At 63.1% G+C, this 22,765-nt stretch carries 24 protein-coding genes; 12 read left to right on the top strand and 12 right to left on the bottom strand.

Features of this window, described 5'->3' with window-relative positions:
- The first annotated feature begins 18 nt into the window (after positions 1 to 18).
- Positions 19 to 177, top strand: coding sequence for a hypothetical protein (locus ACPWMG_RS09775; RefSeq protein ID WP_483304446.1), 159 nt, complete (start codon positions 19 to 21; stop codon positions 175 to 177).
- 36 nt (positions 178 to 213) lie between these two features.
- Here the strand turns inward: ACPWMG_RS09775 and ACPWMG_RS09770 are convergent, their stop codons facing one another.
- From ACPWMG_RS09770 to ACPWMG_RS09760, 3 genes are all read right to left on the bottom strand, one after another.
- On the bottom strand, positions 214 to 615 hold the full coding sequence (locus tag ACPWMG_RS09770; protein WP_483304445.1) for a DUF3224 domain-containing protein: 402 nt from the start codon (positions 613 to 615) through the stop codon (positions 214 to 216).
- Between the two features lie 30 nt (positions 616 to 645).
- Positions 646 to 963: a translation initiation factor Sui1 gene (locus tag ACPWMG_RS09765; RefSeq protein ID WP_483305220.1), complete on the bottom strand. Its 318-nt coding sequence runs from the start codon at positions 961 to 963 to the stop codon at positions 646 to 648.
- An 81-nt stretch (positions 964 to 1,044) separates the two neighbouring features.
- On the bottom strand, positions 1,045 to 2,064 hold the full coding sequence (locus ACPWMG_RS09760) for an aldo/keto reductase (protein ID WP_483304444.1): 1,020 nt from the start codon (positions 2,062 to 2,064) through the stop codon (positions 1,045 to 1,047).
- A gap of 296 nt (positions 2,065 to 2,360) precedes the next feature.
- Here ACPWMG_RS09760 and ACPWMG_RS09755 point away from each other — a divergent pair, with 296 nt between their 5' ends.
- From ACPWMG_RS09755 to ACPWMG_RS09745, 3 genes are all read left to right on the top strand, one after another.
- Positions 2,361 to 2,969 carry a PEP-CTERM sorting domain-containing protein gene (locus ACPWMG_RS09755; RefSeq protein WP_483304443.1) on the top strand — a complete coding sequence of 203 codons (609 nt, stop codon included), beginning with the start codon at positions 2,361 to 2,363 and terminating at the stop codon, positions 2,967 to 2,969.
- Positions 2,970 to 3,070: 101 nt separating this feature from the next.
- On the top strand, positions 3,071 to 3,298 hold the full coding sequence (locus tag ACPWMG_RS09750) for a hypothetical protein (RefSeq protein WP_483304442.1): 228 nt from the start codon (positions 3,071 to 3,073) through the stop codon (positions 3,296 to 3,298).
- Between the two features lie 59 nt (positions 3,299 to 3,357).
- Positions 3,358 to 4,650, top strand: a complete 1,293-nt coding sequence (locus tag ACPWMG_RS09745) for a DEAD/DEAH box helicase (protein ID WP_483304441.1) — start codon at positions 3,358 to 3,360, stop codon at positions 4,648 to 4,650.
- Positions 4,651 to 4,653: 3 nt separating this feature from the next.
- Here ACPWMG_RS09745 and ACPWMG_RS09740 read toward each other — a convergent pair whose 3' ends face one another.
- From ACPWMG_RS09740 to ACPWMG_RS09730, 3 genes are all read right to left on the bottom strand, one after another.
- Positions 4,654 to 5,001 carry a DUF6172 family protein gene (locus ACPWMG_RS09740; RefSeq protein WP_483304440.1) on the bottom strand — a complete coding sequence of 116 codons (348 nt, stop codon included), beginning with the start codon at positions 4,999 to 5,001 and terminating at the stop codon, positions 4,654 to 4,656.
- Positions 5,002 to 5,131: 130 nt separating this feature from the next.
- A complete protein-coding gene (locus tag ACPWMG_RS09735; protein WP_483304439.1) occupies positions 5,132 to 5,386 on the bottom strand; it encodes a hypothetical protein in 255 nt (84 codons plus the stop codon).
- A gap of 116 nt (positions 5,387 to 5,502) precedes the next feature.
- Complete coding sequence (locus tag ACPWMG_RS09730; RefSeq protein ID WP_483305219.1) at positions 5,503 to 6,693, bottom strand: aminotransferase-like domain-containing protein; 1,191 nt, start codon at positions 6,691 to 6,693, stop codon at positions 5,503 to 5,505.
- Between the two features lie 153 nt (positions 6,694 to 6,846).
- Between ACPWMG_RS09730 and ACPWMG_RS09725 the strand changes: the two genes are divergently transcribed.
- Positions 6,847 to 7,917, top strand: coding sequence for a flavodoxin family protein (locus tag ACPWMG_RS09725; protein WP_483304438.1), 1,071 nt, complete (start codon positions 6,847 to 6,849; stop codon positions 7,915 to 7,917).
- Positions 7,918 to 7,974: 57 nt separating this feature from the next.
- Positions 7,975 to 8,421: an OsmC family protein gene (locus ACPWMG_RS09720; protein ID WP_483304437.1), complete on the top strand. Its 447-nt coding sequence runs from the start codon at positions 7,975 to 7,977 to the stop codon at positions 8,419 to 8,421.
- 22 nt (positions 8,422 to 8,443) lie between these two features.
- Here ACPWMG_RS09720 and ACPWMG_RS09715 read toward each other — a convergent pair whose 3' ends face one another.
- Entirely contained in the window at positions 8,444 to 10,102 is a 1,659-nt protein-coding gene (locus tag ACPWMG_RS09715) for a methyl-accepting chemotaxis protein (protein ID WP_483304436.1), read from the bottom strand.
- A gap of 367 nt (positions 10,103 to 10,469) precedes the next feature.
- On the opposite strand from ACPWMG_RS09715, the gene ACPWMG_RS09710 reads away from it, so the two are divergent.
- The 3 genes from ACPWMG_RS09710 (at position 10,470) to ACPWMG_RS09700 (ending at position 14,042) form a co-directional block, all read left to right on the top strand.
- Positions 10,470 to 11,834 (top strand): PQQ-dependent sugar dehydrogenase, encoded by a 1,365-nt coding sequence (locus tag ACPWMG_RS09710; RefSeq protein ID WP_483304435.1) that lies wholly within the window; start codon positions 10,470 to 10,472, stop codon positions 11,832 to 11,834.
- 22 nt (positions 11,835 to 11,856) lie between these two features.
- Positions 11,857 to 13,470 carry a phospholipase D family protein gene (locus tag ACPWMG_RS09705; RefSeq protein WP_483304434.1) on the top strand — a complete coding sequence of 538 codons (1,614 nt, stop codon included), beginning with the start codon at positions 11,857 to 11,859 and terminating at the stop codon, positions 13,468 to 13,470.
- 89 nt (positions 13,471 to 13,559) lie between these two features.
- On the top strand, positions 13,560 to 14,042 hold the full coding sequence (locus tag ACPWMG_RS09700) for an AraC family transcriptional regulator (protein ID WP_483304433.1): 483 nt from the start codon (positions 13,560 to 13,562) through the stop codon (positions 14,040 to 14,042).
- Between the two features lie 12 nt (positions 14,043 to 14,054).
- Here the strand turns inward: ACPWMG_RS09700 and ACPWMG_RS09695 are convergent, their stop codons facing one another.
- Positions 14,055 to 15,674 (bottom strand): gamma-glutamyltransferase family protein, encoded by a 1,620-nt coding sequence (locus tag ACPWMG_RS09695; RefSeq protein ID WP_483304432.1) that lies wholly within the window; start codon positions 15,672 to 15,674, stop codon positions 14,055 to 14,057.
- Between the two features lie 53 nt (positions 15,675 to 15,727).
- Positions 15,728 to 16,705 carry a Bug family tripartite tricarboxylate transporter substrate binding protein gene (locus ACPWMG_RS09690; RefSeq protein WP_483304431.1) on the bottom strand — a complete coding sequence of 326 codons (978 nt, stop codon included), beginning with the start codon at positions 16,703 to 16,705 and terminating at the stop codon, positions 15,728 to 15,730.
- Between the two features lie 233 nt (positions 16,706 to 16,938).
- On the opposite strand from ACPWMG_RS09690, the gene ACPWMG_RS09685 reads away from it, so the two are divergent.
- Entirely contained in the window at positions 16,939 to 17,832 is an 894-nt protein-coding gene (locus tag ACPWMG_RS09685) for a LysR substrate-binding domain-containing protein (protein ID WP_483304430.1), read from the top strand.
- Positions 17,833 to 17,844: 12 nt separating this feature from the next.
- Here ACPWMG_RS09685 and ACPWMG_RS09680 read toward each other — a convergent pair whose 3' ends face one another.
- Positions 17,845 to 18,834: a tripartite tricarboxylate transporter substrate binding protein gene (locus ACPWMG_RS09680; RefSeq protein WP_483304429.1), complete on the bottom strand. Its 990-nt coding sequence runs from the start codon at positions 18,832 to 18,834 to the stop codon at positions 17,845 to 17,847.
- A gap of 66 nt (positions 18,835 to 18,900) precedes the next feature.
- Positions 18,901 to 20,310 (bottom strand): M20 family metallopeptidase, encoded by a 1,410-nt coding sequence (locus ACPWMG_RS09675; RefSeq protein WP_483304428.1) that lies wholly within the window; start codon positions 20,308 to 20,310, stop codon positions 18,901 to 18,903.
- Between the two features lie 106 nt (positions 20,311 to 20,416).
- Between ACPWMG_RS09675 and ACPWMG_RS09670 the strand changes: the two genes are divergently transcribed.
- Complete coding sequence (locus tag ACPWMG_RS09670) at positions 20,417 to 21,415, top strand: LysR family transcriptional regulator (protein WP_483304427.1); 999 nt, start codon at positions 20,417 to 20,419, stop codon at positions 21,413 to 21,415.
- Complete coding sequence (gene nth / locus ACPWMG_RS09665; RefSeq protein WP_483304426.1) at positions 21,412 to 22,047, top strand: endonuclease III; 636 nt, start codon at positions 21,412 to 21,414, stop codon at positions 22,045 to 22,047. Before ACPWMG_RS09670 ends, nth begins: the two co-directional genes overlap by 4 nt.
- Here the strand turns inward: nth and ACPWMG_RS09660 are convergent.
- A complete protein-coding gene (locus ACPWMG_RS09660; RefSeq protein ID WP_483304425.1) occupies positions 22,044 to 22,661 on the bottom strand; it encodes a DJ-1/PfpI family protein in 618 nt (205 codons plus the stop codon). The two genes, nth and ACPWMG_RS09660, sit on opposite strands and share 4 nt — an antisense overlap.
- Between the last annotated feature and the right edge of the window lie 104 nt (positions 22,662 to 22,765).

Here is a 22,765-nt window from a genome sequence, read left to right as displayed (position 1 = left end):
ACTTCTGCGGAGTTTGCCATGATCACTGTTCGCGCCCGACTCGGCACCCCACCACGCTCGTTATTCACCATTTTGGCGATGCGCTTACGCGGCTTGCTGAAGCCATCGCATCAGCCCGTCACTCCCGGCCGCTCAGGTATGTTTGCGGGATCTCTGGTGTCGCGCGACCCCGAGTAAACAGCCGCCTGTTGGACTCAGCGCCTTGGCCCTTCGTCAGGGCAAGGCGTAGTCAAACAGGTAAAGATGCTGGCCTTCGGTGATGGTGATCACCAAACTGCCGGTCAACCCAAGCAAATCACCCGTCGCGGAGTCTGGCACCACCGTGATGGACTGCGTAGGCACACCTCGCGCCATGGTGGAGCTGTGTTGCAACACAAAAGACCCGCTGCGCCCGTGTAGGGAACCTGTCACCACTTCCATCGCCACATAACCGGCCGAACCGGCCGTCGGGCTACGAAACGCCAGCATTTCGCCCTGGCTGGTAGCCACCAAGTCGCCGGTGAAACGCTTGTCCAGTGTCATCCGGCCCAAACCGGTATGGGCGGCAACGTCACTCAGTGGCACGGGTGCCAAACTCACCTCAAACGAACCTTTAGCTTGTGCAGTGCTGGTCATACTGGGCCTTACATTACCAAGGGAGAGAGCCTAACCGCCAGCGCGCTTCACCTTGAAGCCTTGCGCCAGCAGCAGCTTCATCACCGGCTCGCAGTGGTCGCCCTGTACTTCGATCACACCGTCTTTCACCGTGCCGCCACTGCCGCACGCCGCCTTGAGCTTTTTGCCCAACGCCTGCAGGTCTTCGGCATTGACCGACACCCCCTTCACCAAGGTGACGGCCTTGCCGCCGCGCCCTTTGGTCTCGCGCGACACGCGCACGATGCCGTCACCCGCCGGTATGGCTTTTGCGGCGGCAATGGCTTTGCATTGGCAGTCGGCCATAGGCTGGCGGCAGTCGGGGCACATACGGCCGCTGTCGGTGGAGTAGACCAAGCCCGCTAGGCTGCCTAAACCACTCAAACCGGAAGAAGACTTCGCTTTCAAAACTCAAACTTTCTTTAATCGGGGGTGCAGAGGATAAGCCGGATCGGTAAACCCAGGCGTGGACGGATGGCCTGCGGGCACCAGCGCATCGACCAGCGCTTCGTCTTCGGCCGTCCACTCGTAGAACACGGCGGGGTTGTAGCTCTTCCATTGCTCCAGCGTGCGCGGGCCGGCAATCACCGAGCTGATGGCGTTGTGGGCCAGTACCCAGGCGGTGGCGAATTGCGCCACGGTCAAGCCGCGTGCTTCAGCGTGCACTTTGAGTTGCTGCGTGATGACGAGCGACTCTTCGCGGAATTCGGTCTGCGCCATGCGTTTGTCGCCACGGCCGGCACGCGTGTCGCTGCCGGGGGCTTGGCCCGGCAAATATTTGCCGGTGAGCACGCCGCGTGCAATGGGGCTGTACGAGGTCACGCCAATGCCGTAGTGCGCGCAGGCGGGCAAGATTTCAACCTCAGGCATGCGGTTCAGCAGGTTGTAGTACGGCTGGCATACCGCTGGCGCCGGCATGCCCAGTTCGGCGGCAATGCGCACCATCTCGGCAATGCGCCAGCCCCGAAAGTTCGACACGCCCCAGTAGCGGATCTTGCCCGCGCGCAGCATGGCGTCGAGCGCACGCAGCGGCTCTTCCAGGTCCATGCCATTGAAGTCACGGTGCAGGTACAAGATGTCAACGTAGTCGGTCTGCAGGCGCTGCAAGCTGGCGTCGATCTCGTGCAGCATCCAACTGCGGCTGTAGTGGCTCTGATTTGGGCGCGTGTCGCCAGCGGCCGCCATGTTGTTGCCTAGCTTGGTGGCCAGCACCCAATCGTGCCGCTGCGCCTTGATCAGGCCACCCAGCATGCGCTCTGAAGCGCCCAGGGTGTAGACGTCGGCCGTGTCGACGTAGTTGATGCCCTGCGTGTGCGCATCGGCCACGATGGCAGCGGCCTCGTTCTGGTCGGTCTGGTCGCCAAACATCATGGTGCCCAGGCACAAGGCGGAAACTTGCAGATTGCTCTTGCCGAGCGCGCGGTATTGCATGGAGCGACTCCGTTCGATAAGTTGAATTGAGACCGTGTGAGACCAAAAGTGCCGCCAAGTTTCGCGCAATTTGGCGGCGCTCGCTGCGAGGGGCTCAGAAACACCAAAGCACACAAACGATAGCCAGAGAAACAATTGCGAACACTGTGTTGTGCAGCGCAAACGGTGTTCATATGCGTTGTTCATATGATCACACCATGCCCTGCATACCTCGTACGAGGCACCTCTTTTAGGGCAGCCCACGCTCGGTCCCTTCGGGACCGCCATCACCCTCGTTACTTTCTTGGAGCCTGCGCATGTCCGTTCAAGTCCGCCGCAAGAACAAATCATTGGGTCGACGCATCGCCACCGTATTGGCCGGTGCGGCCGGCATTGCCAGTCTGGCGATCGCATCGCAGGCCCACGCCTCCATCTTGTGGCGCTGGGGCTACACCGGCAGCGGCATTGAAGCCCACGGCACGCTGACCACGGCCGACACCCCCGACCACGACGGCTTCTACCAAGTGCTCGGCATCACCGGCACCCGCAACGGCGTGGCCATCACCAGCCTACACACAACTGGCTCAGCCATTCCAGGGAACGAGCCTTTTGCCGTAGACAACATCATCGATGCCGACGGCGGCCTCACCAGCCACGGCATTGGCTACGGCACTGCGGCCGGCACCTATGCCAACCTGTTCTTCGCGACATGGTATTCGCCCGCCTCCAACGTCGAGTTCTTCACCACGCCCGACGGCAGCGGCGGCTACGACTTCACCGAACTGCCGGTGAGCTTCAGCCTCAGCAAGATGAACGCCGTGCCCGAACCGGGTGGCTTGGCGCTGATGGCCGTGGCTGGTTTGGCCTTGGCGCTGACCAGCAAACGCTGGCGTAAATCAAAAGCATCGGCGAAGCTGGCGGACTGAATCTGGTGACCCTCAGGGAGGTGGAGCCCCCACCTCCCCTGGGACTTGGCATGGTTGGTAAAGTGTCGTCCTTTAGAACAATAGAACGACGAGGCCACGCTATGGCAAAAACCAGTGAATGGGCAGGCAAGGTCTTGGCCATCATCAAGAGCGGCAACACCAATGCTGCCGTGGCGCAGATCAAGGTAGCGCCCACCGTCAAAGACCTGCGCGCCTTGCAGGCGGCCATGGTGACCGGCAAGCTCACGGGCCGCTGGCGAGACGTGGACAGCGCGGTAGAGGATAATCTGGTGCTGCTCTCGGCTCCGAGATTGCACCGCTCGCCTTAACACGTTGTTGAATGAGGCCACGGCCCTTCGGCTTTCTTCTCCTCTCCCATCGGTTCTCCATGCCCTTTTCCTCTCTCGGCCTGACGCCGGCGCTTGTGCGCGCCGCCGCCACTCGTGGCTACAACGCACCCACGCCCATCCAGCAGCAGGCCATTCCTGTGGTGCTGCGTGGCGCCGATGTGTTGGCCACAGCCCAGACCGGCTCGGGCAAAACCGCCGCCTTTGCACTGCCGCTGCTACAACTGCTGCAGCCCGCGCAGCCGCGCGTGGTCGACCCCAACGCGCCCATCCGTCCCAAGGTGCGCGTGGTGCGCACACTGGTGCTGGTGCCCACACGCGAGTTGGCCGCCCAGGTCGGCGAAGTGCTGCACGGTTTGGCGCAACAGTTGCCACACCCCACCAAGGTGGCGATGCTGTTTGGCGGTGTGTCGATCAACCCGCAAATGATGGCGCTGCGTGGCAGTGCCGACGTGGTGGTGGCCACCCCAGGCCGCCTGCTCGACCTGGTGGAGCACAACGCCATACGCTTGGGCGACGTACAACACCTGGTGCTGGACGAAGCCGACCGCATGCTCGACCTCGGCTTTGCCGAAGAATTGCAGCGTGTGTTGGCCCTGCTGCCTGCCAAGCGGCAGACCCTGTTCTTCTCGGCCACCTTTGCACCTGAAGTCGAAACGCTGGCGCGCACGTTGCTGAACGAGCCCGTGCGCATCGAGATTGAAAGCACACCCGAACAAGCGCCCGACATCACGCAGCGCGCGATCGAGGTCGACGACAACCGCCGCACCCAACTGCTGCGCCACCTGATCAAGGAAAACGGCTGGAGCAGCGTGCTGGTATTTGTGGCCACGCAATACGCGGCCGAACACGTGGCCGAGAAGCTCTACAAAGCCGGCGTGTACGCCACGGCCTTCCACGGCAGCCTGAGCCAAGGCGCACGCAAACAAGTACTGGCTGAGCTGAAGGAAGAACGCTGGGAAGTGGTGGTGAGCACCGATCTGGCCGCACGCGGCATTGACGTGGCGCGCCTGCCGGTGGTGGTGAACTACGACCTGCCGCGCTCGGCCACCGACTACGTGCACCGCATCGGCCGCACCGGCCGCGCAGGCGCCAGCGGCATTGCGGTGAGCTTTGTGAATGCGGCCAGCGAAGCGCACTTCCGGCTGATTGAAAAACACCAGCGGCAACGTGTGCCACGCGAGCAAATCATGGGATTTGAACCTACCGCGGTGGTGGAGCCCGTGGCGGTGTCTGTCACCGACCCGCAAGGCACCGGCGGCATCAAGGGCAAGCGCCCAAGCAAGAAAGACAAGCTACGCGCGGCCGCTGCTGCTGCCGCGGGCAAGTCTTAAGAATCAGTCTTCTGAATCGTCGCTGTCGTCCAGGCCGCTGGCCAGCACGTCACCAGCAGCGGCCGGGTCACGTGGCCGACGCTTCGCTGCGCGGGCCAGAATTTCCACGTAATGCTGGGTCGCGCCTTCGTTGAAGGCGGCATCCAAGGTGCCGATCAACTCGGCCAGGTGCACCACCACCGCGCTATCGGCATCGGCGCCGCTACGGCAATCAAAATCCCAGTAATCGCTGCCTTCGGGCAGATCGTGACGGCGCTCACGTTTCAGATACTTGCGCACCTCGTTTTTCACCGCGTCCAGCACCCGGTCAGGGTTCTTGCCTTCGGGGCGGAGTTGGAAGGTCTTGCGCATAGGGGTACTTTCAATCAGGGAAAACAGGGAACCCATCCCCGATAACCGGGAAATGGAGGCGGAGTATGGCACCGATGCGGGGCGTCACCCCGCATAAGGCACAGATACCCCTTAGATCGGGTGAATCATGTCAATCAGGGACGAAGTCAGCCTCAAACTTGTTGGCGTCTTCGGGCAGCTCAAAGCTCGCCAGCTGGCCCATCTTCATATCGGACAAACGGCAGGCGGCAAACAGCGTGAACTTGCCTTTGAGTCCAAAACTCGGCAGGTCGATCAAGGCGTACGGGTAGGCCACAAACACCTTGTGCAAGAACACTTCGCGGTGTTCGTTGCGCGGCGAGGGGAAGAGTTTGTAGTCCAGAGTTTCAATGGCGCGGCCATTCATGGTGTGTTCACTTTCATGGTTTCAACGCCAGCGGACAGATGACAAGCATTTGCTACACATTTCGCAGCAGCTTGCGCTGATCCAACAGGCGCTACAGGCCTATTTCTCTTAAAACCTCAGAGCGCGCTACCCAAGCGGGCCACGCCCTCTTCAATCTTGGCGACATCAGCCGTGGCAAACGACAGGCGCAGTGTGGAGTGGTCGGGGTTAGCCGCGTAGAACGGCGCACCGGGCACAAAGGCCACGCCCTTTTCAATCGCACGTTTGGCCAACACGCCGCCGTCGCCCACCTTGCCGTTGGCACCGGTAAGGCTGGCCCAGAAGAACAAGCCGCCGCCGGGCTGGGTGAAGGTGATGGCGTCGCCCAATTCTTTCTTCAACGCACGGCCCATGGTGCGGGCGCGGTCGGCATACACCTGGCGCACCTTGGCCAGCGTGCCGGGCATACGGCCGGCCTTGAGGTATTGCGCAGCCGTGGCTTGGGCGAAGGTGCTGGTGTGGGCATCGCTGAACTGTTTGCACATCGTGGCCTTGGCCAGCAGTTCTTCGGGGCCAATCATCCAGCCCACGCGCAGGCCCGGGCTCAGCACTTTGCTGAGGCTACCGCAGTGCGCCAGCCACTCGCGGCTGCCGGGCACACCGGCGCTTAAAGCCAGCAGGCTGGGTGGCGGCGCTTCGTCAAAGTACAGGTCGCCATAGGGGTCGTCTTCGACCACCAGGGTTTGGTATTGCACGGCCAGTTCCAGCACCTTCTTGCGCCGCGCCATCGACAAGGTGGCGCCGCTGGGGTTGCCGAAGGTGGGAATCAGGTAGACAAACTTCGGCTTGTGCTCGGCGATCAAGGCCTCCAGCACGTCGGTGCGCACGCCGTCTGCATCGATGGGCGCCGAGATGATTTCCGCGCCATACAGGCGGAAGCACTGGATGGTGGCCAGGAAGGTCGGGCCCTCCACAATCACCTTGTCGCCCGGGCCGATCATGGTTTTACCCAGCAGGTCGAGCGCCTGCTGGCTGCCCGTGGTGACGATCAGGCCTTCGGGCTTCACATCGGCCGCACCCTTGTTCACCATGAAGGCGGCGATCTGCTCGCGCAACGGGTTGTAGCCTTCTGTGGCGCCGTATTGCAGCGCGCTGCCGGGGTCTTGGCTCAGCGCCAGTTGGCTGGCTTCGCTGATGCCTTCCACGTCGAACATGGCGCTGTCCGGGAAGCCGCCCGCAAAACTGATGATGCCGGGCTTGCCCAGCAGCTTGAAGAGTTCGCGGATGGCGGAGGTTTCAACGTTGTTGAGGCGGTCGGCAAATTGCAGAGACATGGCGTTGGGCTGGCTTGAAGCGCTGTGTGGCGAGAAGGCTGCCATTCTCGCCCATCTGGCGAAGCCTGTTCTCGGCCACCTGCTTGCGCCCAAATTCGGCAATGGACTACACCCCCGTGCGCCCAAGCCGGGCCCAATGGTCTCACTATGATGAAGATCCGCAAGGGACAGGCCCCGGGCCCACTCACACGCGCCGAGTTTCACGAACGCTTCAACGTGCGCTTCTACGACCCGGCGTTTGCGGGCGAGAGTGAAGCCATTGCGCGTTTGGAAGCCATCGCCTGGGATGCGTTGAAAGAAGGCCGCAAAGCCCCTATCACCAAACCGGCGGGCCGTGGATTCAAAGACCCCACCTACGAAATTTCGGTGGAATGGCTCGAAACCCGCAAACGCCTGAAAGCCGCGCAAAAACGTTGGAGCGACAGCACCGCCCCCTCACGCGTGTTGCTGGTCTGCGGCAGCGCCCGCAACGACGGCACCTGCCCCGGCGAAATCTCCAAGACCTGGCGCTTCACTGAAATGGCCAAGCGCGTTGTTGAGCGCGCCGGGATGGAAGCCGATGTTCTCGACCTGAGCCTGGTCACGTCGGAGTACGGCGTCAACATCTACCCCTGCAAGGGCTGCGCATCGAGCACCATGCCGCTGTGCCACTGGCCCTGCAGTTGCTACCCGAATCATGCGCTGAACCAAGCCGACGACTGGATGGCCGAGATTTACGAACGCTGGGTAGCCGCCCACGGCGTGGTCATTCTGGCGCCCACTTATTGGTACCAGTCGCCCGGCCCGCTGAAGCAGATGATCGACCGCCTGGTCTGCGCCGATGGCGGCAACCCCGACCCGACCAGCACCCACGGCAAACACCTGGTGGAGGCCAAACAGATCGAGCAGCGCGGCTGGCACTACCCCAAACACCTGGCTGGCCGCGCCTACGGCGTGGTGGTGCACGGCGATGTGGCCGGCATAGAAGTCCACCGGCGCAACCTCACCGATTGGCTGGACTGGATGGGGCTGATCGACAGCGGCGCCGCCGCCAAACTCGACCGCTACATCGGCTACTACGAGCCCTATTACAACGCCCACGAAACGCTGGACAAAGACAAGGCGGTGCAAGAAGAAGTGCGCAACGTGGCACGCGCCGTGGTGCAAGCCGTGACAGATTTGCGCGCCGGAAAACTGAGCCAGCCAGACCAACATCTGAAAAAACCACGCACCAAGTAAGCGGCTTTAACGCCGCTTCAACATCCCCCAAACCACCCAACCCTGAAAGGACTCACCATGAGCGAAAAATCAGCCAGCGTCATTTGGAACGGCTCGGGCAAAAACGGCACCGGCCAGATCAGCACCGAAACCGGCGCCTTGATGGACTATCCCTACGGCTTTGCCAGCCGTTTTGGCGACGACCGGCGCGGCACCAACCCCGAAGAGATTCTGGGGGCTGCCCACGCGGCCTGCTTCACCATGGCGTTTTCATTTGCCTGCGAGAAGGCTGGTTTTCCCACCGCCACCATCGACACGCGCGCCCAGGTGCGGCTGACGGCACAGGGCGAAGGCTTTGTGATTGACCGCATTGCGCTGACCATGAAGGCCTCGGTGCCAGGCCTGGAAGAGGCGCGCTTTCAGGAACTGGCGCAGGGCGCCAAGCGCGACTGCCCGTTGTCGAAAGCACTGGCCAGCGTGCCTGAAATCACCTTGCAGGCTACGCTGGAAACTGCGCCGAAGTAATCGGCGTCGGCGAATATAGCGCTTAAGAAGCCGTCAGCGCCCGCTGCGCCGGCGTCTTCAAGACCTTGGCCGCTGGTGCGGCTGAGGCAAAAGCAGAAGCGGGCCGCTGCGATAACGTATGCGACGTTTGCTCGCCACCCGCCAGCTTGAACACCGCCACCACCTGCACCAGTTCCTGTGCTTGCGAGCGCAGGCTGGAGGCGGCCGCTGCCATCTGCTCCACCAGCGCGGCGTTCTGCTGCGTGGCTTGATCCATCTGCGTGACCGCTTCGCCCACTTGCGAAACACCTTCGCTTTGCTCTGCACTCGCCACCGAAATTTCGCCCATGATTTCGGTCACCCGGCGGATCGATTCCACCACTTCCGTCATGGTGCTACCGGCCTGGTCGACCAGGGCCGTGCCCTGCTCCACGCGCTCCACGCTGGCGCTGATCAGGCTCTTGATTTCTTTGGCCGCCTCGGCACTGCGGCCTGCAAGCGAGCGCACTTCGGACGCCACCACCGCAAAACCACGCCCCTGTTCACCCGCACGCGCGGCTTCCACGGCCGCGTTCAGCGCCAGGATGTTGGTCTGGAACGCAATGCCGTCGATCACGCTGATGATGTCCGAAATCTTGCGGCTCGACTCGTTGATGCCCTTCATGGTTTGCACCACTTCGCCCACCACCGAGCCGCCCTTGACGGCCACAGTAGAGGCATTCATCGCCAGTTGGTTCGCCTGGCGAGCACTGCTGGCGTTCTGCTTCACGGTAGAACCCAGTTGCTCCATGCTCGCGGCGGTTTGCTCCAACGCGCTGGCTTGCTGCTCGGTGCGGGCCGACAAGTCGTTGTTGCCTTGGGCAATTTCGGCGCTGGCCGTGGCCACACCTTCAGAGCCATGGCGCACGTTGGCCACCACATCCGCCAAATTGCCACGCATGCGCTCCATGGCGTGCAGCAGTTGCGCGGGTTCATCCTTGCCGTCCACCTTCATCTGCGTGGTCAGGTCGCCATTGGCAAACTCGTTTGCAGCTTCCACCGCCACGGCCAAGGGACGCGTGATCGAGCGTGTTAGCAACAACGCCAACACAGCGCCCAGCAAGATAGCCACAACGCCCAGCGCCGCCAAACGCGTTTTTCCCGCAGCGGCGTTCTCGGCAATCGCCGTGTTCATGTCGCCGATGGCTTTGCGCTGGTATTCCAGCACGGCGGTCAGGGCTTCGATGTAAGCGGGGCCGGCCACGGCAAACTGCGTGTCGTGGATGCGGTTGGCTTCCTCGGCATTGCCAGCACGTTTAGCCGCCATCATCGGGTCGCGGGCACCCAAATAGGCCGTCCGCGCGGCGTTGAATTTCTCCAGCAACGGCTGTTCGCCAGGGTCTTTGGGGAAGGCCGCCAGGGCTTTGACAATCTCGTTGCCACGCGCGGTGCTGGCCTTCACTTCATCGGTAAAGATGGACTCCAAAACCGGATCCGAACTCTTGGCGATGGCCTTGCCACGCGTCACGCCCACCGCCACGTTGCGCAACTGCTCATCCAGCAGGCGCTCCTTGGCCAGAGGCGTATCCATCATTTCCTTCACGGCGGCAGAGGTACTGTCGAGCCGCCAGATGCTGACCAGCAGCATCACCGCCAGCAGCAGCAAGATCACTGCAAAGCTGGCCCCGAGCCGGGTACCGACACGCAGATTATTGAGCTTCATCCAAGATCCTTAGGTTTTGCAATTAAAAATTAACGATAACAAGAAACCGTGAAAGGCCTCTACAGGCCCCGCTGTGCGCGGAATATAGCCGTCCTCGCACGCCACCACGGCCAGAGTAGGCAGGCTTTTCAAGCACAACTCCGGCAGACAAAACCATGTGCCGGTGAACGGCTTGTTGGCTGACATACGATGCCTCACACCGCCGACAACCGCGCCCGCACAAGCGCGCCATGCTCTGCAGCAACCTGCTGACCGCAGGACACAAACAACCGACAAGATTTACGCCCGCTTCGCCCACCCTTCCGTAAACTAAATACAGGCACTCGTTTATTCGGCACAACGAAAAAACGGTGCGAGGAGACTGCCCATGAGCGCGACCAACTCAAACCCCACCAACCCAGCGGCCCTGCCCCACCCCAAGCACCAGCACATACGGGTGCCGCGTGCCCTGATCGCCACCGGCCTCGCGCTGGCGTGCATCGCCGCGGCCGCCCAACCTGCTGCGGGCATTGGCCCTGCGCCCGATCTGCCCGAGCCGCAGAAGCAATGGATTCCCACGGTCAATGTCGCCACGGCTGTGGGCTGGCCCGAGGGTGGCAAACCCACCGCTGCTGCAGGCTTGTCCGTGACCGCCTTTGCCAGCGGGCTGGACCACCCGCGTTGGGTCTACGTGCTGCCCAATGGCGATGTATTGGTGGCCGAAACCAATGCGCCGCAGCGCCCCAGCGACGGCAAGGGCTTCAAGGCCTGGGTAACCGGCCTGTTCATGAAACGCGCTGGCGCCAAGGTTCCCAGTCCCAACCGCATCACCCTGCTGCGCGACACCAATGGCGATGGTGTGGCCGACCAACGCAGCGTCTTCGCGTCTGGCCTCAATTCACCGTTCGGCATGGCGCTGGTGGGCGACAAGTTGTACATCGCCAACACCGATGCCGTGGTGAGCTATGACTACAAGCCCGGCCAAACCCAAGTCGACGGCCCTGCCTCACGCCTGACCGACCTGCCCGGCGGCGCCATCAACCACCATTGGACCAAAAGTCTGGTGGCCAGTGCCGACGGCAAAAAGCTCTACGCCGGCATTGGCTCCAACAGCAACGTGGCAGAGAACGGCATCGCCGCCGAAGAACAACGCGCCGCCATTCTGGAGATCGACGTCCAAAGCGGTGAAAAACGCGTCTATGCCTCCGGCCTGCGCAACCCCGTGGGCATGGCGTGGGAGCCGGGCAGCCAGATGTTGTGGGTTTCGGTCAATGAACGCGACGAGTTGGGCGACGACCTGGTGCCCGACTACATGACCTCGGTGCGCGACGGCGGCTTTTACGGCTGGCCCTACAGCTATTACGGCCAGCACGTCGACAAACGCGTAGAACCGCAGCGGCCAGACCTGGTCGCCAAGGCTCTGCCGCCCGACTACGCCCTGGGCGCCCACACCGCCTCTTTGGGCCTAGCCTCGGCCGATGGCAACAACCTCGGCCCCACCTTTGCACACGGCATGTTTGTGGGCCAACACGGCTCGTGGAACCGCAAGGTGCACAGCGGCTACAAGGTGATTTTTGTGCCGTTTGACGGCGCGCAGCCCAAGGCGCCACCCATCGATGTGCTCACCGGCTTTTTAAGCGAAAAAGGCGAAGCCATGGGCCGACCTGTGGGGGTGGCACTCGATAAAGCCGGCGCATTGCTGGTGGCCGATGATGTGGGCAACGTCATCTGGCGTGTCAGCCCGAATCGCTGAGCGGCCCGCTGAATCTTAGAAGATGCCGCTCAGCTCCATCTATCGCACCGCCGCCATTGTGTGCAGCGTGTTGGTTTTTGCAGGCTGCGCGCAGTTGCCGCCGCGCGAAGTCTCCACCGCGCTGGAAACGCAGCCCATCGATACTTCGCAGACGCGTTTGGCGCGCGCATTGGCGCCGGCCATTCAGGAGCACCCCGAGCGCAGCGGCGTCCGCCTGATCGAGAACGGCCGTGACGCCTTCGCCACGCGGGTGCTGCTGGCCGAAGCCGCCGAGCGCACGCTTGATGTGCAGTACTACATCTGGCGCGACGATGTTTCGGGCCGCATGATGTTTGACGCCCTCACCCGCGCGGCCGAACGCGGCGTACGTGTGCGTTTGCTGCTGGACGACCTGGGCACCACCGGCCTGGACGAAAAACTCGCGGCCCTCGACGCCCACCCGCTGATCGAGGTGCGGCTGTTCAACCCCTTTCCTCAGCGCGGCGCCAAGTATCTGGGCTTTTTGACGGACTTCAGCCGTTTGAACCGGCGCATGCACAGCAAGTCGTTCACGGTCGACCAACAGGCCACCGTGGTGGGTGGCCGCAATGTGGCCGATGCCTACTTTGGCGCCACCACTGAAACACTGTTTGTCGATCTGGATGTGCTGGCCGTAGGCCCCGTGGCGCAAAAGGTCGATAAGGCTTTTGAACGCTTTTGGGACAGCGCCTCTGCTTATCCCATCAGCCAACTGCGATCGGACAAGACGGCACCCGCGCCACCCACTGTGTCGCTCGCACCGCTGGCGACACAGATACAGAACCCCGACCTCTCGCCCGAGGTGCACGCCTATCTGCAAGCTGTCACGCAGTCCACGTTTGTGGCGTCGCTGCTCGCGCAAAGAGTCGATCTGGAATGGGCACCGGTACATTTGGTCAGCGACGAGCCCGAGAAGGTTTTGGGCGAGGAAACCGAAGCCTCGCTGCTGCGCAGCCGCATGGCGCGCATCGTGGGCAAACCCAAGACCGAGTTTTACTTGGTGTCGCCGTACTTTGTGCCCACGCAAAACGGCTACGACTGGTTTGCCGGCTTGCGCAAGGACGGCGTCAAGATCAAGGTGCTGACCAACGCGCTCGAATCTACCGATGTCACCGCCGTACACGCCGGGTATGCACGCTGGCGCCGCCCCCTGCTGGAAGCGGGTGTTGAACTGTATGAAACACGCCGCGTGCAAATCGACAAAGATGGGGAACGAGACAAGAAGCCACAGCGTTCGCAGCGCTCCCAGGGTTCGGGCTCGGGCCTCGGCCTGAGTTCGGGTGAAAGCCTGCACGCCAAAACCTTTGCGGTAGACCGGCAGACCCTGTTCGTCGGCTCGTTCAACTTCGACCCGCGCTCGGTAAGGCTGAACACCGAAATCGGCCTGCTGATCGAAAGCCCGCACCTGGCCGGGATGCTCGCCAAAACCTTTGACGAACAAGTGGCCCAGCAATCCTACGAGCCGCGCGTGGGGCCCGACGGACGCATCAAATGGTTTGACGAAGGCAGCGGCACACCCGGGCAGCCCGTGGTGTTTGAGCACGAACCGAACGTCGGCTTCTGGCGCAGCTTCTACGTGCGTTTTTTGCAGTTGTTGCCGATTGACTCGATGCTCTGAGCGCGTGTTGAAGACCCGTTGATGCAGACACATTGCGGCGCCACAATAGGCGCCAACAATTCCGCCACCGCATCTCCACAGGAGCCAACATGTCGTCCATTGAAGTCAAAGATTTCCCCGCGCTGCGCCTGGCCAGCATGCGCTACACCGGCACGTTTTTTGGCCCTGGCATCGCCATGACCTGGGCGCGCTTTGGCACCTGGGCCGGCGCACGCGGGCTGATGGTGCCCGAGGCGCAAATGCTCGGCATCAGCCTGGACAACCCGCAGCTCACGCCACCCGCGCAATGCCGCTACGACTGCGCCATCGTGGTGGGTGATAGCTTCAAGCCCGACGCCGAAGTCGAGATCCAAACCTTCCCTGGTGGGCGCTACGCCTGTGTGCCGTTTGAAGGCACCGCCATGGAATTTGGCGCGGCGTGGATGAAGGTGTTCTCGCACGATTTGCCGCAGGCCGGGCTGCAGCCTGTGGCGGCCCCGCCGTTCGAGCTGTACAGCGGGCTCAACACGGTAGACCCGGCCACCGGCCGCATCCGCTGCCAGCTGTGTGCAGCGGTGGGCCCGGCGGCTTAAGGCTCTACCGGTTTAGTACCCGGCGGCCTGCCCGTCGCGACGCGGATCGCTGGCGGCTTGGTAGCCTTCGACCTTCGGGTCACCCATGCGCCAGATGAACTGGCCAGCGCCGAAGTCCTGGTACGAGTCGTTGATGACTTCCATGCGGTGGCCACGGTCGGCCAGGCCTTGCACGGTGCCTTTGTCCATGCCAGCTTCGACGTTGATCTCCAGCCCTGCGTTGAAGCGCCAGCGCGGTGCGTCGCACGCGGCTTGTGGGTTTTGTTGGTAGTCGAGCATGCGCACCAGGGTCTGCATGTGGCCTTGGGGCTGCATGTTGCCGCCCATCACGCCAAAGCTCATCACCGGCTGGCCGTCCTTCGTCAAGAAAGCCGGGATGATGGTGTGGAACGGACGCTTGCCCGGCGCCACCAGGTTGGCAGTGTTCGCACCTTCTGGGTTGACGTTGAAACCCGCGCCACGGTTTTGCAGGCTGATGCCGAATTCAGGCTCCACACAACCCGAGCCAAAGCCCATGAAGTTGCTCTGGATGAAGCTGACCATCATGCCGTTTTCATCGGCGGCAGTCAGGTAGATGGTGCCGCCCTTGACCGGGTTGCCCGCGCCAAAATCTTGTGCGCGGCGCATGTCGATGAGCTTGGCACGCCTGGCCAGGTAGGCCGGGTCGAGCAGCGCTTCAGGCGGGAAAGCCATGGCCTTGCTTTCGGCCACATAGCGGTACACGTCGGCAAATGCCAGCTTCATGGCTTCGATCTGCAAATGCTGCGAGTCCACACCGTCGACCGCGTGGCTTGGCATATCGAAGTTTTGCAAGATGCCCAGCGCGATCAACGCCGCAATGCCTTGGCCGTTCGGTGGGATTTCGTGCAGCGTGTGCGAGCGGTAGTCTTGCGTCAGCGTCTTCACCCATTCAGGCTGGTAGCTGGCGAGGTCTTGCAGCGTCATGCTGCCACCCTGCGCGGCCGAGAAACGCACAATCGCCTCGGCGATTTCGCCACGGTAGAAAGACTCGCCACCGCTTTGCGCAATCGAGCGCAGCGCGCGGGCGGCGGCTGGGAAGCGGAACAACTCGCCCACTTCGGGCGCGCGGCCCCAGGGCAAAAAGGCTTGGGCAAAACCAGGCAACGAGCCCAGTTCTGGCGTGGCGGCCGCCCACTTCTGCTGCACTACCACAGGCATCAAATAGCCACGCTCGGCGATATCGATGGCGGGGGCCATCAGGTCGGCAAACGGCAGCTTGCCGAAGCGCTTGCTCAGCGCCTGCCAGCTGGCCACGGCCCCGGGCACGGTCACGCTGTCGATGCCGCGCTTGGGCGGGGTGTCGGCGGCGCCGTATTTCTTCTTGAAGTATTCGGGTGTCCAGGCTTGTGGTGCGGTGCCGCTGGCGTTCAGGCCGTGCATCTCTTTGCCGTCCCACAAGATGCAGAACGCGTCGCTGCCCAGGCCGTTGCTCACGGGTTCAACGATGGTCATGACAGCCGCCGTGGCCACAGCAGCGTCGACGGCGTTACCACCCTGCTGCAGGATGCGCAGACCCGCTTGTGCGGCCAAGGGGTGCGACGTGGAGACCACGTTGCGGGCGAACACCGGCAAACGCACGGACGTATAAGGACTGGCTGGGTTGAATTTCATGGGATGTGAATTCCGTGTGGTTGTGCGTGTCTATGAGCGGGTGTGGGTGCGCGTTATTCCGAAGTGATCTTGCGCGAGACGATGATGTCGCGCCATTTGGCGCTGTCGCGCGCCACCATCTGCGCCAATTGCGCCGGCGTGCTGCCCACGGGCTCAATGCCCAGTTGCGTCAGCTTGGCTTTGACTTCGGGGTCGGCCAAGCTTTCGTTGACCGCCGTATTCACACGCGTGACGATGGCCGCTGGCAAACCCTTGGGGCCGTACAAACCGAACCAGGTGTTCGACTCATAGCCCGGCAGCACTTCGGCGATGGCTGGCAACTCTGGCGCCATGGCCGTGCGTTTGGCCGAGGTCACGGCCAGCGCGCGCAGGCGGCCGTCGCGCACGTGCGGCAGGCCGGTGGGCAGTGCGTCGAACAACACGTCGACCTTGCCGCTCACCAGATCGGGAATGGCCAGCGCCGTGCCTTTGTAGGGAATGTGCACCATGAACACGTCGGCTTGCGACTTGAACAGCTCGGCCGTCAGTTGCACGATGGTGCCGTTGCCGCTGGATGCGTAGTTCAGCTTGCCGGGGTTGGCCTTGGCGTAGGCGATGAATTCCTTCAGCGTTTTGGCCGGGCTGCTGTTGGGCACCAGCATGATGCTCGGGGCGTTGCCCACATGCGAGATCGGCGCGAAGTCGTGGACCGCGTCGTAGGGCAGCTTGGCGGTGAGGTTGGGGCCGATGGAGTGTGTGCTGGACGTGGCCAGCAGCAGCGTGTAGCCGTCGGCCGGGGCCTTGGCTGCCACGTCAGAGCCAATGGCGCCGCCCGCGCCGGGGCGGTTTTCGACCACCAGCGAAGTCCCCAGTTTTTCGCCCATCTTTTGCGACAACACGCGCGCAAAGATGTCGGTAGCGCCACCGGCCGGAAACGGCACCACCAGGCGCACGGGCTTGTTGGGGTAGTTTTGGGCGGAGGCGAGTGTGCCGGTCAACGCCAGCGCGGCCGCGAACAAAACATGGGGGACAAAGCGGCGGGAGAGTTTCATGAACAGGTCTTTCGGTGCGAACCAATGCAAAAGCTTTTGAAGGCGCCGCCACCACCAGCGTAAAGCCGAGTGACGGGCAGCAGCCTTGAACACCCAATTGTCAGCACTGCCGCCTCTGGTGGAAAGCGAAAAATGTTTTACGATGCCTAAAGTAAATCTTTAGTCAATCGGCACCAAATAGATGAATTTCTTTCTTACTCTGCTCCGCTTCGGTGCACATTCGAAAGCTTGCCATGAGTAGCGTGCGCCTGCTGCGCACCTTCATCGCCGTGGCCACCGAGGGCTCATTTGCCGCCGCCGCCCAGCGTGTGGCGCTGACGCAGGCCGCAGTGGGCCAGCAGATGCGCGCGCTGGAAGGAGAACTGAACCGCCCATTGTTCGAACGCGACGGTAAAACCGTGCAGCTCAACCAGGCCGGCCGCGAGTTGCTGCCGCAGGCCCGGCAGATGGTCGACCTCTACAGCCAGATGCAAACCGGCGGGCTGGCCGGCGGTGCCATGGCCGGCACCTTGCACCTGGGCGCGGTGGTGTCGGCCCTGCGCCCCCTGCTGTTGTCCACCCTGGCGCTGAAACGCCGCTACCCCGCGCTGGATTTACACGTGGGCGCCGCCAAGTCGGGTGAACTGGTGGCGCGCGTGGCCGCTGGTGAGTTGGATGCCGCCATCGCCGTGCACCATCCCGGCGAAGAACGCACCCGCGCCGACCTAGTGTGGACGCCGCTCTACACCGAGCCCATGGTGCTGTTGGCGCACCGCAAAATGGCGGGAGACGACGTGCGCACGCTGGTGCAAAACCAGCCCTTCATTCGCTTTGACCGCAGCGAACACACCGGCCAATTGGTCGACCGCACGCTGCGCCGCTTGCGCGCCACGCCGCAGGAGTTTTTGGAGCTCAACGCCATCGAGACGATTGTCGAACTGGTGCGTGCGGGGTTGGGCGTGGCCCTCTTGCCGCAACTGCGCGCCAGCCGCTGGGGGTCGGATCCGAAGTTGCGGCTGCTGCCGGTGAACGTGGCGGGTGCGGGCGCCAGCGAGGCCCGGCAAGTGATGCTGGTGCAGCCACGCACCAGCGCCAAGGCGAGTTTGATTGGCGCCGTCGCAGAGGCGTTTGCCCGCCACGTCAAATAAGCACCTTCCGTTTTATTCCGCAACGATGCCCACGCGGTGGGCCAGCGCGCGGTAACGCGCAATCTCGGTTTCCATTTGCGACCGCAGCATGTCCGGGCCGCCGGTCAAGGGCTCCATGGCCTGGGTGCGCAACTGCGTTTGCATTTCGGGGTCGGCCATCACGGCGGCGATCTCTTTGGTCAAACGCTGCAGCACAGGCGCCGGTGTGCGGGCGGGGGCGGCCACGGCGTACCAGGCGTCGAACACGGCTTCGGGCAGCTTTTGTTCGATGACGGTCGACACGTCAGGCAGCAGGCTGGAACGCACGCTGCCCACAATCGCCAGGGCGCGCAGACGACCCGAACGGATTTGCGGCGCGGCTGTGGCCACGGTGTCGATGCCAAACTGGATTTCACCGCTGATCAGCGCCGTCAGCGCCTGGCTGCTGCCTTTGTAGGGCACGTCTTGAAGCTTTACGCCTGCGGCCAGACCGAACAAGGCACCCGCCAAATGCGGCGCCGAGCCCGAGCCGAAGGTTGAATAGTTCAGGCTGCCGGGCTTGGCGCGGGCCGCAGCGGTCAGGTCGGCCAGGTTGTGGAATGGCGAGTTGGACGGCACCACCAGCACCAGCGGCGCACGCGCCACCATGGCCACGGGCGCCAGGTCTTTAATGGGGTCGTAAGGCAGCTTGGCGCGCAAGGCGGCGTTGACGGAATAACTGGACGAGCCGGAGATCAACAGCGTGTAGCCGTCGGCATCGGCCTTGGCCACGGTGTCGGTGCCGATGATGGTGGAAGCGCCGGGTTTGTTGTCGATCACCACCGGCTGGCCCAAGCGCGTCGCAAGCTTTTGGCCGATGGCACGGGCCACCAGATCGGTGCCGCCGCCGGGCGGGAACGGCACTACCAACCGGATGGGCTTGCTGGGCCAGGCGTCAGCCGCCAAGGCTGGCAACGCGGCCAAAGCGGAGAGTGCGGATAACGTGGCGAGGGCCGCCGCAGAAAGCAATTTGCCAAATTTCATCGGGGAACTTTCAAGGGGTAGATCGGGGGTAGATAAAGGGAATGAACAAAAACGGGGAAGCTAAATTCAGCTTACTGCGGCGCCAGCCTTAGGCCAAGGTGCGCCGGGCTCGCCCAGGTCCCAGAACAAGCCCGCCATGATGGCCAGACCTTCGCGTGCAATGGGTGCCAGCAGGTGTTCATTGGGTGCGTGTTGTGCGCAGGCTGGGTACGAGTGCGGCACCCACAACGTCGGCAGGCCCAGCAAATCGGCAAACACGTCGTTGGGCAGCGAGCCGGCCAGGTTGGGCAGCGTGGTGGGCACCTTGCCGCTGCTGCGCAAGATGGACGACTGCGCCCAGCTCACCCACGGGTTGCCCAGGTCGAGCCTTGTGGCCGCGCCCGACAAAGTGGTGGCCACTTCAATGTCGTGAAACCCATGCGCATCCAAGTGCGCACGCACGATCTCAATCAACTTTTGCCACGGCGTGCCGACCACAAAGCGCAGTTGGCAAAACGCCACCGCCTCGGGCGGCACGGCGTTGATGGGCCGCTTGGGTGTGCCCGACTCCATGGCCAGGATTTCAATGGTGTTCCAACCCATCAATTGCTCGGCGGGCGTGAGGCCGGGTTCACCCCAGCCGGCGTCGATGGCCGGGTCGTCGGTGTCGCCACCAATCTCCACATGCGCCAAGGCTTGGCGCACCGCAGCGGGTAATTCGGCCGGGCGCAAGGCGTCGACCAGAATGCGGCCACGCGCATCCACCAAGGTGGTCAACGCATGCGCCAACACCGTTGCCGGGTTGCGCAACACGCCGCCCCAGTTACCCGAGTGGTAGGCCTTGTCGCGGGCGCGCAGGCGCAGCGAAAAGTTGACCGCGCCGCGCGAGCCGAGAAACAGCGTGGGCCGCTCGGCGTGCACACGCGGGCCGTCGCAGGCGATCATCAAGTCGGCACGCAGCAGGTCGCGGTGCTTTTCACACACGGCGTGCAAGCCAGGCGATGCGGCTTCTTCGCCCATCTCCAGCAGCAGGGTGAAGTTGTAGCCCAGGCGGCCGCCGCGTGCGGCAATCACCTGCTCCAGCGCGCCCAGGCTGATGGTGTGTTGGCCCTTGTTGTCGGCCGTACCGCGGCCGTACCAGCGGTCGCCCTCCACCGTCAGCGCCCACGGCGCCAAGCCTTCACGCCAGCGCCCTTCCTGGCCGCTGACCACGTCGCCATGGCCGTAACTCAACACCGTGGGCAGCGCGGGGTCTTCCATGCGGCGCGCTACCAAAAACGGGCCAGCACCGGCCACGGGGTTGGGCAACACCTGGCACACAAAGCCCAGCGGCTCGAGCGCGGGTTGCATTTCTTCCAGCAGGTAGACCGCCAGCTCTTCGGGCGTGGCGCCGCCATCGCTCTCGGTGCGCATGGCCACGCGGCGCTGCAGGGTTTTGAAGTAGTGGCCGGCCTCAAACCAGGTTTGGGTGGCGTCCAGGCAATCGGAACGTTGCATTTTGGGGTGTCATCAAGGGGTAATGTTCGGACTGTATTGGTCACGAAGCGTTACTACAATCAGAGATATTGCAAGCCACCTTTGCCTTTATGGCAAACATAGCGACATGAAACTCTCGTTGTTCAGCACCGCAGTGCGCTACTTTTTGGAAGTGGCGCAAACCGGCTCGGTGAGCCAGGCCGCGCTGCAGTTGCACGTGGCGGGCTCGGCGGTGAGCCGGCAGATCAGCAAACTGGAAGAGGCTTTTGCCTGCCCGCTGTTCGAGCGCCGCGCGCGCGGCATGGCGCTGACCGAGGCTGGCGAACGCCTCATGGCCTTTGTGCGCGCCGGCAGTGAAGACGCCGAACGTGTGGTCGAGCAAGTGCGCGGCCTGGCCGGGCAAAAAGCGCAGGCCGTGCGCCTGGCCTGTACCGAAGGTTTTGCGACAGGATTCATTCCGCAGGTGATCGAGACGTTTCGCGAGCAATGGCCGCAGGCGCGCCTTGAGCTGAGTGTGGACGCGCCCGACGACGTGAGCCGTCTCTTGCTGCAAGGTGAGGTGGAGCTGGCACTGAAATACTCTGTGGCGCCCGAGCCCGGCATGCTGGTGCAACACGCCGCCCCTGCGCCGGTCTACGCGCTGATGCGTCCCACCCACCCACTGGCTCAGCAGCGCGCGGTGACCGTGGCAGACGTGGTGGCCTACCCACTGGGCATGAGCCAGCGCGGCATGACCGGACGCCAGCTATTCGACCTGGTGTGTAGCCAGCAAGGCCGCCAGTACCGCGCGGCCGTGGTCAGCAATTTTTCGTCTGCGCTTTTGCCGGGCGTGGGCACGTTAGATGTGGTGCTGTCGGGCTACCTGACGGCGGCGCACCTGGTGCGCGAGGGCCGCCTGGTGGCCGTGCCGTTTGCCGAGCCCAACCTGCAGCAACGCGTGCTGCAGGTGTTGTCGCTACAGGGCCATACCTTGAGTGACGCCGCGCAGGCCTTTTTGCAGCACTTGGTGGCCAGCATCCGCAGCAGCGGCAATGGCACGGCACCACCGCACCAGCGCCGCCCTGCCGCGCCCAAGATTCAACGCGAGAATACGGCATCAAGAAAAACCAGAAAACGCGCCCCATGAAAAAAGAATATATCGAGCCCTTCTTTGCCACGCTGAAAGCGGCCAACCCACAGCCCAACACCGAGCTGGAATACACCAGCGTGTTCGAGCTGTTGACCGCCGTGCTGCTTTCGGCCCAGGCCACCGACGTGGGCGTGAACAAGGCCACACGCCGCCTCTACCCGGTAGCCAACACGCCGCAGGCCATCCTGGCGCTGGGCTTGGAAGGGCTGGAGTCGTACATCAAAACCATTGGCCTGTACCACAGCAAAGCCAAGCACCTGCTGCAAACCTGCCAGATGCTGGTGGAGCAACACGGCGGACAGGTGCCGCGCACCCGCGAGGCGCTGGAGGCGCTGCCCGGCGTGGGCCGCAAAACCGCCAACGTGGTGTTGAACGTGGCCTTTGGCGAACCGACCATGGCGGTAGACACCCACATCTTCCGCGTGGGCAACCGCACGGGTTTGGCTCCCGGCAAAACGCCGTTGGCGGTGGAGATGCAATTGATGAAGCGCATTCCACCGGCGTATTTGGTGGACGCGCACCACTGGCTGATCTTGCATGGCCGCTACATCTGCCAGGCGCGCAAACCGCGTTGCTGGGAATGCGCGGTGAGCCGCTACTGCGACTTCACGCCGAAGACCACTGCTTAAGCTGCAGCGGAAGACGCCACAAGATACGGCGCGATGTTCGCCATCGCCCGCTCCACATAAACATCCTTCTCGCCCACCGGCGCAACGTAGTGCATGGCGCTGCGGGCGGCCTCTTCCCCCGCCAAACGCGCGATCACCCAGACGGCAAGATACTGCGACGCTAGGCAGCCGCCCGCCGTGGCCACATTGCCGTTGGCGGTGAAGGGCTGGTTGAGCACGGCCACACCGGCCTCTTCCACCCAGGGCTTGGTGGTCAGGTCGGTACAAGCCGGCACACCGTTCAGCAAACCGAGCTTCGCCAGCACCAAGGCGCCCGAGCACTGCGCGCCAAGCAACTGCCGCGCGGGGTCGAACTGCAGTTGCGCCATCAGATCCTGGTCGGCCACCACTGTGCGGGTTTGCATGCCGCTGCCGATGATCACGGCATCCGCATCGCGGGCTTCGCGCAGAGACACTTGCGCTTCCAGCACCACGCCGTTCATGGAGCGCACGCGTGGCGTGGGACTGGCAATCGACACACGCCAGCCTGGCGTTTTGATGCGGTTGAGGATGCCTAGCGCGATCAGCGAGTCGAGTTCGTTAAAGCCTTCAAAGGTGAGGATGGCGATGTGCATGGTGCGTGGTTTCTGTTCAAGCAATCAATCTGGGGGGAATGCCATCGTAGGCGCGTCAATCAATACAATCAAATAATTGTCATGGATACATTCACCAGCACCTT

The sequence above is a fragment of the Hydrophilobacter chitinilyticus genome (genome assembly GCF_049860745.1).
In the GTDB taxonomy this organism is placed as follows: Bacteria; Pseudomonadota; Gammaproteobacteria; order Burkholderiales; family Burkholderiaceae_C; genus Rhodoferax_B.
This window is presented reverse-complemented; position numbering and strand designations above follow the sequence as displayed.